General features: G+C 68.0%; 12 protein-coding genes and 1 rRNA gene. 6 read left to right on the forward strand and 7 right to left on the reverse strand.

The genetic code is table 11. The features are described 5' to 3' along the window. Positions 1–250: 250 nt before the first annotated feature. Together glyS and glyQ are read right to left on the reverse strand one after the other, a co-directional pair. Positions 251–2326, reverse strand: a complete 2076-nt coding sequence (gene glyS, locus AC5P9F_RS18770; protein WP_065183648.1) for a glycine--tRNA ligase subunit beta — start codon at positions 2324–2326, stop codon at positions 251–253. Positions 2327–2413: 87 nt separating this feature from the next. Continuing rightward, the gene (gene glyQ / locus AC5P9F_RS18775; RefSeq protein ID WP_033835361.1) at positions 2414–3325 is read right to left on the reverse strand and encodes a glycine--tRNA ligase subunit alpha; all 912 of its coding nucleotides are present in this window, start codon (positions 3323–3325) and stop codon (positions 2414–2416) included. Between the two features lie 83 nt (positions 3326–3408). On the opposite strand from glyQ, the gene AC5P9F_RS18780 reads away from it, so the two are divergent. The 3 genes from AC5P9F_RS18780 to AC5P9F_RS18790 are packed head-to-tail and all read left to right on the forward strand — an operon-like array spanning position 3409 to position 6924. Then, the gene (locus tag AC5P9F_RS18780; protein ID WP_049397059.1) at positions 3409–5244 is read left to right on the forward strand and encodes a GspE/PulE family protein; all 1836 of its coding nucleotides are present in this window, start codon (positions 3409–3411) and stop codon (positions 5242–5244) included. Next, the gene (locus AC5P9F_RS18785) at positions 5216–5962 is read left to right on the forward strand and encodes a glutamine amidotransferase (protein ID WP_012481650.1); all 747 of its coding nucleotides are present in this window, start codon (positions 5216–5218) and stop codon (positions 5960–5962) included. Before AC5P9F_RS18780 ends, AC5P9F_RS18785 begins: the two co-directional genes overlap by 29 nt. Positions 5963–6012: 50 nt before the next feature. Beyond that, complete coding sequence (locus AC5P9F_RS18790) at positions 6013–6924, forward strand: BPSS1780 family membrane protein (RefSeq protein ID WP_099562707.1); 912 nt, start codon at positions 6013–6015, stop codon at positions 6922–6924. Positions 6925–7008: 84 nt separating this feature from the next. On the opposite strand, the gene tatC is transcribed toward AC5P9F_RS18790, so the two are convergent. From tatC to AC5P9F_RS18810, 4 genes are all read right to left on the reverse strand, one after another. Next, the gene (gene tatC / locus AC5P9F_RS18795) at positions 7009–7758 is read right to left on the reverse strand and encodes a twin-arginine translocase subunit TatC (RefSeq protein ID WP_005420449.1); all 750 of its coding nucleotides are present in this window, start codon (positions 7756–7758) and stop codon (positions 7009–7011) included. Beyond that, positions 7755–8216, reverse strand: coding sequence for a Sec-independent protein translocase protein TatB (gene tatB, locus AC5P9F_RS18800; RefSeq protein WP_049460650.1), 462 nt, complete (start codon positions 8214–8216; stop codon positions 7755–7757). Before tatB ends, tatC begins: the two co-directional genes overlap by 4 nt. A gap of 15 nt (positions 8217–8231) precedes the next feature. Further along, the gene (tatA, locus tag AC5P9F_RS18805) at positions 8232–8459 is read right to left on the reverse strand and encodes a Sec-independent protein translocase subunit TatA (protein ID WP_005420453.1); all 228 of its coding nucleotides are present in this window, start codon (positions 8457–8459) and stop codon (positions 8232–8234) included. Positions 8460–8534: 75 nt separating this feature from the next. Further along, positions 8535–9428, reverse strand: coding sequence for a lipid-binding SYLF domain-containing protein (locus AC5P9F_RS18810; RefSeq protein ID WP_024957775.1), 894 nt, complete (start codon positions 9426–9428; stop codon positions 8535–8537). Between the two features lie 165 nt (positions 9429–9593). Here AC5P9F_RS18810 and hemH point away from each other — a divergent pair, with 165 nt between their 5' ends. The 3 genes from hemH to AC5P9F_RS18825 all read left to right on the forward strand — a co-directional run bounded on the left by hemH (position 9594) and on the right by AC5P9F_RS18825 (position 13803). Further along, positions 9594–10556 carry a ferrochelatase gene (gene hemH, locus AC5P9F_RS18815; RefSeq protein ID WP_005411679.1) on the forward strand — a complete coding sequence of 321 codons (963 nt, stop codon included), beginning with the start codon at positions 9594–9596 and terminating at the stop codon, positions 10554–10556. Further along, on the forward strand, positions 10553–11407 hold the full coding sequence (locus AC5P9F_RS18820) for an alpha/beta fold hydrolase (RefSeq protein ID WP_005414933.1): 855 nt from the start codon (positions 10553–10555) through the stop codon (positions 11405–11407). Before hemH ends, AC5P9F_RS18820 begins: the two co-directional genes overlap by 4 nt. Before the next feature lie 290 nt (positions 11408–11697). Beyond that, positions 11698–13803 (forward strand): methyl-accepting chemotaxis protein, encoded by a 2106-nt coding sequence (locus tag AC5P9F_RS18825; protein WP_495232017.1) that lies wholly within the window; start codon positions 11698–11700, stop codon positions 13801–13803. Positions 13804–14100: 297 nt separating this feature from the next. On the opposite strand, the gene rrf is transcribed toward AC5P9F_RS18825, so the two are convergent. Then, positions 14101–14178: ribosomal RNA gene (gene rrf, locus AC5P9F_RS18830) — 5S ribosomal RNA — on the reverse strand; the annotation flags it as partial.

Here is a 14178-nt window from a genome sequence, read left to right on the forward strand (position 1 = left end):
CGAAGGTGACGATGCGAAATGCATCACGTCATTCGGGATCGGTTGTTAAGTGGCGGTCAAAATACGCGCCTTTGTGGCGATCCTCGTAATCGCAGCCGAGGATGCCGGCATCGTGCGCGATGCCGGCGATGACCCCGATGGACATCCGCCGACGGTGTTCCGGTAGTGCCGGCCGCTGGCCGGCAATCCACAGGTCGATGCGATGCGCGGTGGCAATGCCGGCCAGCGGCCGGCACTACCGATACGGGCATCAGCTCGACAGATGCTCGATCGCTGCCACCTTGCCCAGGCGCTCGCCCAGCATCGTCAGCAGCGCCAGGCGGTTGCCACGCAGCGCCGGATCTTCCGCATTGACCATCACGCCATCGAAGAACGCGTCGACCTGCGGGCGCAGGCGGGCCAGGCGCGCCAGCACCGCCACGTAATCCTTCTGATGCAGGCTGGCGCCGGTGTCGTCGATGGCCGCGGTGACCGCTTCAGCCAGCGCGCGCTCGGCGTCTTCCTGCAGCAGCGCCGGGTCGATCTGGGCCGGAATGTCGCCTTCAGCCTTGCGGAGGATGTTGCGGATGCGCTTGTTGGCCGCAGCCAACGCCTCGGCTTCCGGCAGCGCGGCGAAGGTGCCGATCGCGTCCAGGCGGCGGTCGAAGTCATACAACGAGACAGGCTTCAGTTCGGCCACCGCATTGAAGTGCGTGGCTGGCACGTTCTTGTCGCCGTAGTAACCCTTCAGGCGGTCGAGGATGAAGTCGTACAGCTCGCCGACGTCGGCCTGCACGTTGCGTGCGGCCAGGCCGGCGTTGGCGCTGGCCAGCAGTGCGCGCAGGTCCAGCTCGAAGCCGCTTTCGATGATCGTGCGCGCCAGGCCCAGCGCATTGCGGCGCAGCGCGAACGGGTCCTTGTTGCCGGTCGGCTTCAGGCCTGCGGCGAAGCCGCCGGCCAGGGTGTCCACGCGTTCGGCAATGGCCAGTACCTTGCCCAGCGGCGACAGCGCGATGTCATCACCGCCGAAGCGCGGCTGATAAGCCTCGTCGATGGCCAGCGCCACCTCGGCCGATTCGCCACCGGCCACGGCGTAGTGGCGGCCGGCGATGCCCTGCAGCTCCGGGAACTCGTTGACCATGCGCGACTGCAGGTCGTTCTTGGCCAGTTCGGCAGCCCGCCTGGCCTGCGCGGCATCGGCACCGACCTGGGGTGCGATCACTTCGGCCAATGCAGCCACGCGCGCCACCTTGTCGGCCACGCTGCCCAGCTTGGCCTGGTAGGTCACCGTCTTCAGCCCCTCACCCATCGACACCAGGCCCTGCTTCAGGTCCTCGTCGAAGAAGAACTTGGCATCGGCGAAACGCGGACGGATCACCCGCTCGTAGCCCTTGGCCACTTCGGCCACGTTCTTCGATTCGATGTTGGCGATGCCGATGAACTTCTCGGTCAGCGTGCCTGCGGCATCCAGCACCGGGAAGAACTTCTGGTTGATCTCCATCGTCTCGATCAGCGCTTCCTGCGGCACCGCCAGGAACGCGGGCTCGAAGCTGCACAGCACCGCCGACGGCCATTCGACCAGGTTCACCACCTGCTCCAGATTGTCGTCGGTGATGCGGGCGCTGCCACCGGCCTTGGCCGCAGCGGCCTCGACCTCGGCGACGATGCGCGCGCGGCGCTCGCTCGGGTCGACCAGCACGAACGCGGCGCGCAGCGCTTCAACGTAGTCCTGCGGCTGCGCCAGCGACACCGCCTGGTCATGGTGGAAGCGATGGCCACGGCTGACGCGGCCGGCCTGCAGGCCGAACAGTTCGGCCTCGACCACGTTGGCGCCGTGCAGCAGCACCAGCCAGTGCGCCGGGCGCGCGAAGCCCCAGGCGTGGTCGCCCCAGCGCATCGGCTTGGGAATCGGCATCGCCGCGATCGCCTCGCGCAGGATCTCCGGCAGCAGGCTGGCGGTGCTCGCGCCCGGGGTCACCGCGCGGTGCACGAAGCGCTCGCCCTTGTTGTCGGTGGTCTTCTCCAGCGCGGTCCAGTCGATCCCGGCCTTGGCGGCGAAGCCCTGCAACGCCTTGGTCGGCTGGCCTTCGGCGTCCAGCGCAATGTTCAGGTACGGGCCCAGCACTTCGCTGTGCTGCTCCGGCTGTTCCAGGCCGACGCCCGGCAGCAGCACGGCCAGTCGGCGCGGGGTCGACAGCGGGCGCGCATCGCCCAGTTCCAGCGCGACGCCGCGCTTGCGCAGGCCTTCGACGACACCGTCGAAGAACGCCTGGGCCAGGCCCGGCAGCGCCTTGACCGGCAGCTCCTCGGTGCCCAGTTCGATCAGCAGGGGGGACAGTTGGCTCATCGGTTCGATCCTGTGGTGGGGGCGCAGCGCGCAACGCGTCCGGCGCCCCGGGTAGTTGATGAAAAGCGGGTCGGTGCGGGAGGGCCGTCAGGCCTTCTTCGCGCCCGGGAAGCCCAGCTTCTCGCGCTGCTCGTAGTAGGCCCTGGCCACCGCCTGGGCCAGCGCGCGCACGCGCAGGATGTAGCGCTGGCGCTCGGTCACGCTGATCGCACGGCGCGCATCCAGCAGGTTGAAGGTGTGGCTGGCCTTCATCACCTGCTCGTAGGCCGGCAGCGGCAGGTTCACTTCCACCAGCTTCTGCGCCTCACGCTCGCAGGCGTCGAAACGGTGGAACATTTCTTCCACGTCGGCGTATTCGAAGTTGTAGGTGCTCTGCTCCACCTCGTTCTGGTGGTAGACGTCACCGTAGGTCACCGGCTGGCCGTCCGGGCCGTAGGTCCAGACCAGGTCGTAGACGTTGTCGCAGTTCTGCAGGTACATGCACAGGCGCTCGAGACCGTAGGTGATCTCGCCCAGCACCGGGCGGCATTCCAGGCCACCGGCCTGCTGGAAGTAGGTGAACTGGGTCACTTCCATGCCGTTGAGCCAGACTTCCCAGCCCAGGCCCCACGCGCCCAGCGTCGGCGATTCCCAGTTGTCCTCGACGAAGCGCAGGTCGTGCACCAGCGGGTCGATGCCCAGTGCCTTCAGCGAATCCAGGTACAGCTGCTGGATGTTGTCCGGCGCCGGCTTCATCGCCACCTGGTACTGGTAGTAGCGCTGCAGGCGGTTCGGGTTCTCACCGTAACGGCCATCGGTCGGGCGCCGCGACGGCTGCACGTAGGCCGCATTCCAGCCTTCCGGACCGATCGCACGCAGGAAGGTGGCCGGGTGGAAGGTACCGGCGCCCACCTCCAGGTCGAGCGGCTGGATGAGCACGCAGCCCTGCTGGGCCCAGAACTGGTTCAGGGTCTGGATCAGGCCCTGGAAGGTGATCGGAACGGTCGGGGTCGCGGACATGCGTACGAGTCTTGGCCGGCAAGGGGGTGCGCTAGTATAACGGCCGACCTGCGGGGCATTCCGTACCCGGGAGGAGCAGGCAGATGGAACATCGGCTGCCGGCAGGCACGCCCGGCGAGGCGGACGGCGTCCCGCTGCCCTGGGGACGGCTGCATTTCGAGCAGATTGCCGCGGCCCTGACCGCCGATGGCCTGGTGGCCGAGCAGGACCGCGAGCGCATGCGGTTTTCCGCACAGGGCGCGCGCAACGCCAGTGAAGTGCATCCGCTGGTGCTGCTGTCCAACCTCAAGCTGACCGCCACCGGCGGCGGCGAACTGACCCTGGAACGCCTGACCGAGTGGCTGGCGCAGCGCACCGGCAGCCGTTACCTGCGCATCGACCCGACCCGGGTGGACGTCGCTGCGGTGACCGCGCTGGTGTCGCATGCCTACGCCCGCCGCCACCGCTTCCTGCCGCTGGCGGTGGATGCCGAGCGCGTGCTGGTAGCCACCAGCGAGCCGCTGGTGCAGGAATGGCGTCGTGACCTGCAGCACCTGACCCGCCGCCGCATCGAGCTGGCGGTGGTCAACCCGCTGGACCTGCATCGCTACACCATGGAGTTCTACGGGGTCACCCGCTCGGTACGCGGCGCCCGTGGCGACGTGCGTGGCGAGGCCAGCACCACCCTGCCCAGCTTCGAGCAGCTGGTGGAGCTGGGCCGCACCGGCGACGTCAATGCCGACGACCAGCACATCGTGCACATCGTCGACTGGCTGCTGCAGTACGCCTATGAGCAACGCGCCTCGGACATCCACCTGGAACCGCGCCGCGAGATGGGGCGCATGCGCTTCCGCATCGACGGCGTGCTGCACAAGGTGTTCGAGGTGCCACCGGCGGTGATGACCGCCGTGGTCAGCCGCATCAAGGTGCTGGGCCGCATGGACCTGGCCGAGCGCCGGCGCCCGCAGGATGGCCGCATCAAGACCCGCTCGCCGGGTGGCCGCGAGGTCGAGATGCGCCTGTCGACCATGCCCACCGCCTTCGGCGAGAAGTGCGTGATGCGCATCTTCGACCCGGATGCCGCGTTCAAGAGCATCGACCAGCTCGGTTTCAGCCCGCAGGAGGCCGCCGGCTGGAATGCGCTGGTCGAGCGCCCGCACGGCATCGTGCTGGTCACCGGCCCGACCGGCTCGGGCAAGACCACCACCCTGTATTCCACGCTGAAGCGGCTGGCCACGCCGGACGTGAACGTGTGCACGGTGGAGGACCCGATCGAGATGATCGCGCCCGAGTTCAACCAGATGCAGGTGCAGGCCAACATCGACCTGGACTTCGCCAGCGGCGTGCGCACCCTGCTGCGGCAGGACCCGGACATCATCATGATCGGCGAGATCCGCGACCTGGAGACCGCGCAGATGGCGGTGCAGGCCTCGCTGACCGGCCACCTGGTGCTGTCCACCCTGCATACCAACGACGCGCCCTCGGCGGTCACCCGCCTGCTCGACCTGGGCGTGCCGCATTACCTGCTGGCCAGCACCCTCAACGGCATCCTCGCCCAGCGCCTGGTGCGCACGCTGTGCCCGCACTGCAAGCAGCCGCACAGCCTCGGCGCGGCCGATTGGGCGGTGCTGGCTGATAGCCATGCTGCATATCCAGATGCCGCCACGCCCTGTCGGCCGGTCGGTTGCCTGGAATGCCGGCGCACCGGATTCCTCGGCCGCATCGGGCTGTATGAGTTGCTGCCATTGGGTTCGCGGCTGCGCGGGCAGATCCGCGCCGACATGGACCTGGCCGGTTTCACCCGTGCCGCGCGGGCTGAAGGGCTGCGAACCCTGCGCCAGGCCGGGCTTGAAAAGGTGGCGCAGGGGCTGACTACAATCGAGGAAGTCCTGTCAGTACTGCCGCCCCCGGATGAACCCAGCCCCGTTCCTGATCCTTGAAACCGGCCGACCGGTGCCGTCATTGCGCCGCTACGGGCGCTTTCCGCACTGGATCCGCGTCGCCGCCGGGCTGGAAGAACACGAGACGGTGGTGGTCGATGTCGAGCACGGTGGCGCTCTGCCCGACCCTCATGCCTTCGCCGGCGTGCTGGTGACCGGCTCGGCCGCCTTCGTCACCGACCATGCCGACTGGAGCGAGCGCAGCGCCGCGTGGCTGCGCCAGACCGCCCACGACGACCTGCCGGTGTTCGGCATCTGCTACGGCCACCAGCTGCTGGCACATGCGCTGGGTGGCGAGGTGGCCTACAACCCGGCCGGCCGCGAGTCCGGCACGATCGAACTGGAACTGCAGCCGCAGGCCGCGCAGGACCCGCTGTTCCAGGGCCTGCCGCAGCACTTTGCCGCCCATGCCACCCATCTGCAGACCGTGCTGCGCGCGCCCGACGGCGCCGAGGTGCTGGCCCGGTCGCCGCTGGATGGCTGCCACGCCTTCCGCTGGGGACGCCAGGCCTGGGGCGTGCAGTTCCATCCGGAGTTCGCCACCCACCACATGCGTGGCTACGTGCGTGCCCGCGCCGACTGCATCGGCCGCCACGGCGGCTGCGCCCGCAGCATCGAGCGCGCGGTCAGTGCCGCGCCGCTGGCCCGCCAGCTGTTGCGCCGCTTCGTCCGCCAGGCACGGCTGTCTTCAGCCCAGCCGGTGGCAAAACAGGGATAATCGGCGGCACGGGCAGCCGCCCGGCCCCCTCCTGTCCTTCCCGGATGTCCATGAAAGAGATTCGCAAGCTGCCGGCTTCGGCGGGCGCCCAGTGGTTGCTGGATACGTTCTCGCTGTACCGGCGTGCGCCGCTGCAGCTGGCCCGGATCGGCCTGACCTGGCTGCTGGTGAGCTGGGTGGTCACGCTGTTGTCGACGCTGATTCCCGGCGCTGCCGGCATGGCCGTGCAGCTTATGACGCTGGCCATTTCGCCGATCATGTTCGGCGGCATGCTGTATGCCGTGGGCGAGATCGATGAAGGCCGCCCGGGCCTGGCCTCGCACCTGCTGCAGCCGATCCGCGACCACCGCGTCAGCCACCTGCTGGTGCCGCTGGCGATCCAGGTGCTGGCGGTGCTGCTGCTGGGCGCGCTGCTGTTCCTGATGATCGGCCGCGAGGGCTTCACCGCCTTCAGCGAGGTCATGACCAAGATGGAAGAGATCAGCCGCAGTGGCCAGCAGATCAAGCCGGATGACGCGGCCGCGCTGGTCGCCAACCTGCCGGCCAAGCGCATCGCGCTGTGGATGCTGCTGGTGTTCCTGAGTGCAGTCGCGCTGTCGCTGGCGATGTTCACCCAGCCGGCACTGGTGGTGTTCGACAAGCAGAGCGGCATGCACGCGCTGCGCCTGAGCCTGCAGGGCTGCATCGAGAACATCGGCGCGATGATCGTGTTCGCCGCACTCGGCCTGATCGCCGCGTTCTGCATGTACATCCTGTTCGTGATCGTGATCCAGATCGCGATGCTGATCGGCGGCCCGCTGGCCGCCGCCTTCATCGCCCAGCTGGTGCTGACCACGGTGCTGATGCCGCTGTATGTCGGCGCGGTCTACGCCGCGTGGAAGCAGATGTTCGTGCACCGTGGCAGCCGCGCCGCCCCGCCGGTCCCGACCACGCCGACCTCGAGCGACATCTTCCACGCCTGATGAAAAAGGGGACGGAGGGGATTAAGTCGTTTATGCCCAGTGTGTGCAGCTAACGACTTAATCCCCTCCGTCCCCTTTTTTCTTTCAGGCGGCGGGCTTCTTGACTGCCGACGACGGCACCAGCCAGCGTGCGGCGTGGATGCCCAGCTCGTACAGCAGGCACATCGGAATCGCCAGCATCAGCTGCGACACCACGTCCGGCGGGGTCAGCACCGCCGCCAGCACGAAGATGCCGACGATCGCGTAGCCGCGGCCTTCCTTGAACTGCTGCGGCGTCACCCAGCCCAGCAACACCAGGATCACCATCGCCACCGGCAGTTCGAAACTGCCACCAAAGGCGAAGAAGATCGCCAGCACGAAGTCCAGATAGGCATTCGCATCCGGTGTGATTGCGATCACGTCCGGGCTGAAGGTGGTGAGGAAGTGGAACACCGCCGGCAGCACCAGGAAATACGCAAAGGCGCAACCGGTGTAGAACAGCAGCACCGATGACACCAGCAGCGGCACCGCCAGGCGCTTCTCGCGTGCATACAGACCGGGCGCGACGAACGCCCACAGCTGGTACAGCAGCCACGGTACCGCCACGAACAACGCGACGAAGAAGGTCAGCTTCAGCGGTGCGAAGAAGGCACCGGCCGGGTTGGTGGCGATCATCGTCTGCCCGTTCGGCAGCTGCGAGACCAGCGGTTCGGCCAGCGCGTTGTAGAGCTTCTGGGTGAACGGCAGCAGCGCCAGCAGCACCACGCCCAGGCCCAGCAATGCGCGCACCAGCCGGCCGCGCAGTTCCACCAGGTGTTCTACCAGCGAGCTCTCGCCGAAATCCTGTTCACTCATGGCTGGCGCTCCGGGCTCTGCGCCGGCGGCGGCGTACCAGCTTCAGCGGGCGCGGCCGAAACCGGCTCGGCGGCACCACCGTCCTGCGCTGGTTCAACGGCATCGGGCGCGGCGCTCATGTGCGGCGGCAGATCCGCGGGCGCCGGTGCACGGACGTGCTGCACCAGGTCATCGCCCTGCTGCTGCGCCTGCTGGGCTTCGCGACGGATCGCTTCACCGCTGGCGCGCAGCTGGTTCTCGGTGTCCTGCATGCCCTGGCGCACGTCCTGCATCTGCCGCTTGATGTCCTCGGCCTGCAGTTCGCGCTCCAGTTCCTGTTTCACCGAATCCCATTGATTGCGGGCGCGACGCACCCACAGGCCGGCGAAGCGGGCCGCCTTGGGCAGGCGCTCGGGACCGAGCACCACCAGGGCAACCACTGCAATCACCAGCAGTTCGCTGAAGCCGATATCGAACACCGCAACCGCTCCGGATCAGCGAGCGTTACGGTCGTGCTCGTCCTGCGCGGTGCGCGACGCGTCCTGGCTGCGCGACTCATCGCCCAGCTGCGCGTTCGGCTTGTCCTCGTCGCGCATGCCCTTCTTGAATTCCTTGACCGCCGAACCGAGGTCCTTGGCGCCGCTGGTCAGGCGCTTGGTGCCGAACACCAGCAGGACGATGGCCAGCACGACCAACCAATGCCAGATGCTGAAACTGCCCATAAAGACGCTCGTTACGTTAGTGATCAGGCTGTCGAGCATAGCGCACCGGCTGTCAGCCGGCGCGCGTGACGAAAGTCAGTTTCCGCCCAGCGTTTCCGTACGGATCTCGCCGTCATTCACCGGCTGGAAGCCCTGCTGCTGCGGCGGCGGGTTCTGCGGCACGTTCTGCAGCGGCGCGGTGGTGGCCTCAGCCGGCGCAGCCGGTGCTGCCTGAACAGGCGCCGGAGCAGCGGCCGGGGCGGCAGCCGGGCGCGGCGCGCTGCCACCGTTGCCGCTGCGGTTGTTGCGCGCCGCGTAGGTGGCCTCTTCCAGGCGATCGCGGAAGGCGACCACATCCATCGACGGCGAACCGGCGGCGCGGCCTTCGAAGATCATCCGCGGCGTGGTGTTGCTGCCGTAGGCGTCCAGATTGGCGGCATCGTCGATCTGCAGCACCGCGCCATCCAGCGCGACGCCGGCAAACAGGCCGCGGGCGCGCGACCAGGACCAGATCTCGGCCTTCAGCTGGCCGTCGGTGGCCGCGGCGGCGTTGCGGCCCACCGGACCGGCGGCGACGCCAGCGTCGGCACCCAGCGTGAACTTGCCGTTGACCAGGTTGTCCAGGCTGCGGTCGTTGCGGAACACCAGCACCACATCGGAGGACTGCACGCCGGCCTGGAAGCCGATGCTGCCGCCGGTGAGCTTCACGAACACCGGGTTGGACCAGGCGCCGTTGGGCATGCGCACCGACATCAGGCCGTGGCCACGACGCCCGCCAATGACCAGACCGGCCTTGATCGTGTCGGGAATGACGATGACCGCGCGGCCTTCGTCCAGCAATTTATCCGGAATGCCCTGTTCAGGGATTTCCTGGATTTCAGCCAGCACGCGCACGGCATTGCGCGCACGCTGGTCTTCCTGCGGCCCGGCCATGGCCTGGCTGGACAGCAGGCTGGCGGCGATCAGCAGGGCTTGGATCGGGCGACGCATGGCAGGCTCCAGAAGTCAGTCCATAGGAAGATATAGCAAGTGACTGAAATTAGTAGCGTTGTCATGAATCCCCAATGAGCGTTCCCTGCTCACATTGATGCGCGCTATGCCTGCAATCCGAACCCTGCATCCCGGCGCGACACCGGATCGGCGACAATACCGCCCATGCTCGACGCACCCGATACCGCCGTGCTGGCGGTCAACCTAGGCACGCCCGAGACGCCGACGGCCCCCGCCGTACGCCGTTACCTGGCTGAATTCCTGTCCGACCGCCGCGTGGTCGCGATCCCGCCACTGCTGTGGCAGCCGCTGCTGCGCGGACTGATCCTGCCCCTGCGCAGCAGTCGTTCGGCGGCCAAGTACGCCCAGGTCTGGCTGCCCGACGGCTCACCGCTGATGGTGCATACGCGCCAGCTGGCGCAGGCCATGCAGGCCCTGTTGCCGACCCTGACAGTGCGCCATGCGATGCGTTACGGCGAACCGGCGCTGGCCAGCGAGCTCGACCGTCTGGCAGCCGACGGTGCGCGCCGCATCGTGGTGCTGCCGCTGTATCCGCAGTACTCCACCACCACCACTGCCTCGGTTGAAGACCGCGTCGATGCCTGGCAGCGCCGCAATCCTGGCGTGACCGTCAGCCTGGTGCGCGACTATTCGGTCGATCCGGGCTGGGTCGAGGCCGTGGCCGGCTCGATCCGCCGCTACTGGGAACAGCACGGTCGCGGCCAAACGCTGATGTTCTCCTTCCATGGCATCCCGCAGCGCCTGGCCGATGCCGGCGATCCGTATCCGCAGCGCTGCGAGGCCAGCGCACAGGCCATCGCCAAGGCGCTGGAACTGGGCAGGGACGAGTGGCAGATGGGTTACCAGTCGCGTTTCGGCCGCGAGCGCTGGCTGCAGCCGTATGCCGAGCCCAGCCTGTGGGCGCTGGCCGAATCCGGCGTGAAGCAGATCGACGTGGTGTGCCCCGGCTTCGCCACCGACTGCCTGGAGACGCTGGAAGAAGTCGCGCTGGGGTTCACCGAAACACTGGCCGAGCGCGGTGCGACGATGCGCTACATCCCCTGCCTCAACGCCGAACCGGAGCACGCACGCGCGCTTGCGCGGCTGGCCGTGGCCTCGCTGGCATGAGCCTTCAACCGTTTGAACTGGAGGTCGGTGGCGCGCGCGTCGCCGGCCTGCGCAACCACGTCGATGGCCCGCGCGTGCTGGCCCTGCACGGCTGGCTCGACAACGCGGCCAGCTTCGTGCCGCTGGCGCCGCACCTGTCGTCGCTGCAGCTGGTTGCCATCGACCTGCCCGGTCATGGCCACAGCGCGCATCTGCCGGCCGGTGCCAGCTACACCACGGCCGCCGCGATCTGCCACGTGCTCGACGTCGCCGATGCACTGGGCTGGGACCGCTTCAACCTGCTCGGCCATTCGATGGGCGCCGGCATCGCCAGCCTCACCGCCTCGGTCAGTGATCGCGTCGAGCGCCTGGTGGCGATCGAAGCGCTCGGCGGCCTGCGCGGCCCCGAGGAAGAAACCGCCAACCGCCTTCGCGAACATGTGAATGCCACGCGCGCACTGGCACGCAAGCAGCTGCGCGTGTTCCCCGACCTCGCCGCGCCGATCCGCGCACGGATGATGACCAACCAGCTCAGCGAGCACTGTGCACGGTTGCTGGTCGAGCGCGGCGTGGAACCGGTCGAGGGTGGCTACCGCTGGTGCAGCGATCCGCGCCTGATGCTGCCCACTGCGATCCGTCTCAGCGAAGGCCAGATCGACAACCTGCTGCAGGCCATCGCCTGCCCGACGCAGGTGATCTATGCCACGCCAGCGCAGTCCTACTACCCCGAGCCGATGCGCAGCGATCGCCTGCAGCACCTGCGCGATGGGCGGTTGGCGGTGTTTCCCGGCAACCATCACCTGCACATGGAAGATCCAGAACAGATCGCAGGCGTGATCCTGCGCTTCTTCAGCAACGACAACGCGGGCTGAGCAAAGGTATCCGCGCGCTTCACTCTGCGCGTCTGCGGCCGATACATCAGTTGCGGGCCCCTGCGTCCGCAGCACGCAGGTCCGGTCGGGCCTGCGGCGTGTGTCTGGTTCTGCAAGGAAGTCCGCATGCCTGCTCCATTGCACCGTCACCCACAGGATGTGGCCGCGGTGTCCCGTCTCCGCGTCGCTGATCGCGTCGCATTCCCCGAATTCCCGGCTCGCGCCCTGGTCACGCACTCCTGCGTGCGCCGCGGCGTGGCCGTTGTCGTCTGCTGATCCAGGAGTCGCCGATGTCCGTTGCATCCTCCCGTCCCCCCGATACCGCCCGCCTGCCGCACCTGCAGCAGCTCGCGCACCGCGCTGACCGCCGCCTGCTGATCGGCAGCGCGGTACTGGCCTTGGCTGGCCTGGCGCTGGCCCTGCGCGGCCCGCAGGTGCAGGCTGCCGCGTTGGCGGCCGTCGCCGTGCTGCCAGCCGCGCGGTTGGGCGGGGCCCAGGCGGGCCGGGCCGTCGCCCGCAACGGTCTGGCGTTGCTGTTGTCGCTGCAGCTGGCTGTGTTGTGCGCGATCATCAGCCTGTCACCGGCATTGCCGATTGCCCTGCTGCTGGGCGTGCTGCTGGGCCATCGCGATCGCCTTCCGGTGTGGCTGGCCGGTGGCGTCGGTACGCTCGCCCTGCTGGCACCGCTACAGGGCGGTGCCGCGCTGTGGCCGACGCTGCTGCAGGCCGGCATGTTCGCGGGCCTGACCCTGTTCCTCGGCCAGGTCGCACTGCGGCTTCGGCAGCAGACCGAGGCCCTTGGCCACGGCCCGCGTCGGCTTGCCGCGCTCGCACGCGATATCGCCACCGGTGCCGATCTTGGCGCGCATGCCGATACCGGCGCCTATGCGCCGGGTTCGCTGGCCCACGCCCTGGCCGACACTGCACGCCACGTGCAGGCCCAGCGTGGGCGCGAAGCCGCGTCACATGCCGAGAACGCGCAGATCCGCCAGGCCCTCGATGCCTCGCGCACCGCGATGATGATCGCCGACAACGACCACGTGATCCGCTACGTGAACCGCTCGGTGGTGGCGCTGCTGCGCAACCAGCAGGCGACGTTGCGCCAGGCCTTCCCCGATTTCGACGCCGAGCGCCTGGTCGGCAGCAGCATCCATCGTTTCCACGCCAACCCGGACCGCATCCGCGCGATCCTCAACGGCCTGCAGGTAGCGCACAACGGCAAGGTGCAGATCGGCCCGGTGCACTTCGCGCAGGTGGTCACACCGGTGTTCGACGCGCAGGGCGTGCGCCTGGGCTTCGCCGTGGAATGGCATGACCGCACCCATGAGCTCGCGCTGGAGAATGCCGTGGCCGGCATCGTCGCAGCGGCAGCGGCCGGTGACCTCGACCAGCGCCTGCAGGCCACTGAAGGCGCCAGCTTCCTCGATGGCCTGACCGGTGGCATCAACCAGCTGCTCGATACGCTCGGCAGCACCGTCGACGAAGTACGGCAGATGCTCTCGGCACTGGCCAACGGCGATCTGGATCGACGCATGCACGGCGAGTATCACGGCGCCTTCGCTGCCATCCAGCGCGATGCCAATGCCACGGCCGGGCAGTTGGCACGCATGGTCGGCCGCATCCAGGAATGCGCGGCGTCGATCAGTACCGCCGCCAGCGAGATTGCCGCCGGCAACGGCGCGTTGTCCGAGCGCAGCGAGCGCCAGGCGGCGCACCTGCAGGAGACCGCAGCATCGATGGAGGAACTGACCGCCACCGTGCGCCAGAACGCCGCCCATGCGCGTGAGGCCAGTGCGTTGGCGACCTCCACGCAGAGCGCTGCCAGTGACGGCAACACGGCCATGCAGCGGGTGGTCGATACCATGCAGGCCATCGAAGGTGCCTCGAAGCGGATCGGCGACATCACCGGCGTCATCGACGGCATTGCCTTCCAGACCAATATCCTGGCGTTGAACGCAGCGGTGGAGGCGGCACGCGCCGGCGAGCAGGGCCGAGGCTTTGCCGTGGTGGCCAGCGAGGTGCGCGTGCTGGCACAGCGTTCGGCGGCGGCTGCACAGGAGATCAGGAAGCTGATCGACGAAGCGGGCCGGCAGGTGGGCGAAGGTGCCCAGCTGGTGGCCGATGCCGGCCAGCGCATGCAGGGAATTGTCGGCGGCGTGGAGGATGTCAGCCACCTGATGCGCGAGATATCCGCGGCGTCACAGGAGCAGTCGATCGGTATCGAGCAGATCAACCAGACAGTGGTGCAGATGGATCAGGCCACGCAGCAGAATGCGGCGCTGGTGGAAGAAGCCACCGCTGCCGCACGCGAGCTGCAGAACCAGGCCGGCACATTGACCGAAGCAGTCTCGGTATTCCGCCAGCAGGAACCGCTCGAGGTCTCGCGGGTCGCCTGATCCGGGCCTTCCATTCGAGTTTGATCAGGACGGCGCCCGCAGGGCGCCGTCTTTCTATGCGTGACCTGCCCCTGGTAGTGCCGGCCGCTGGCCGGCAATCGATTGCTGTGTGGGCCTGCTGTTGGTAGCGGCCAACCTTGGTTGGCGCCTTGGCTCCTCGCAGAGGGCATCCACGCATGGCGTGGATCTACCGGGTGATGTAATGCCATCGGGTGCCGGCCAGCGGCCGGCACTACCCGCATTTACTGCGCACAAAGAAAAACCCCGCTGCGTGAGCAGCGGGGTTTTGGGTGTAAACCCTGGCGATGACCTACTCTCGCATGGCTTGAGCCACACTACCATCGGCGCAGCTGCGTTTCACTTCCGAGTTCGGGA

The sequence above is a fragment of the Stenotrophomonas sp. YJH_SMC_4 genome, assembly GCF_059371575.1.

Excerpts from the sequence above, each read along its gene's own strand:
- AC5P9F_RS18790 (WP_099562707.1), top strand. The coding sequence starts at position 6,013 with ATGAAAGAGATTCGCAAGCTGCCGGCTTCGGCGGGCGCCCAGTGGTTG.
- AC5P9F_RS18825 (WP_495232017.1), top strand. The coding sequence starts at position 11,698 with ATGTCCGTTGCATCCTCCCGTCCCCCCGATACCGCCCGCCTGCCGCAC.
- glyS (WP_065183648.1), bottom strand. The coding sequence starts at position 2,326 with ATGAGCCAACTGTCCCCCCTGCTGATCGAACTGGGCACCGAGGAGCTG.
- AC5P9F_RS18785 (WP_012481650.1), top strand. The coding sequence starts at position 5,216 with ATGAACCCAGCCCCGTTCCTGATCCTTGAAACCGGCCGACCGGTGCCG.
- tatA (WP_005420453.1), bottom strand. The coding sequence starts at position 8,459 with ATGGGCAGTTTCAGCATCTGGCATTGGTTGGTCGTGCTGGCCATCGTC.
- AC5P9F_RS18820 (WP_005414933.1), top strand. The coding sequence starts at position 10,553 with ATGAGCCTTCAACCGTTTGAACTGGAGGTCGGTGGCGCGCGCGTCGCC.
- hemH (WP_005411679.1), top strand. The coding sequence starts at position 9,594 with ATGCTCGACGCACCCGATACCGCCGTGCTGGCGGTCAACCTAGGCACG.
- AC5P9F_RS18780 (WP_049397059.1), top strand. The coding sequence starts at position 3,409 with ATGGAACATCGGCTGCCGGCAGGCACGCCCGGCGAGGCGGACGGCGTC.
- tatC (WP_005420449.1), bottom strand. The coding sequence starts at position 7,758 with ATGAGTGAACAGGATTTCGGCGAGAGCTCGCTGGTAGAACACCTGGTG.
- glyQ (WP_033835361.1), bottom strand. The coding sequence starts at position 3,325 with ATGTCCGCGACCCCGACCGTTCCGATCACCTTCCAGGGCCTGATCCAG.
- AC5P9F_RS18810 (WP_024957775.1), bottom strand. The coding sequence starts at position 9,428 with ATGCGTCGCCCGATCCAAGCCCTGCTGATCGCCGCCAGCCTGCTGTCC.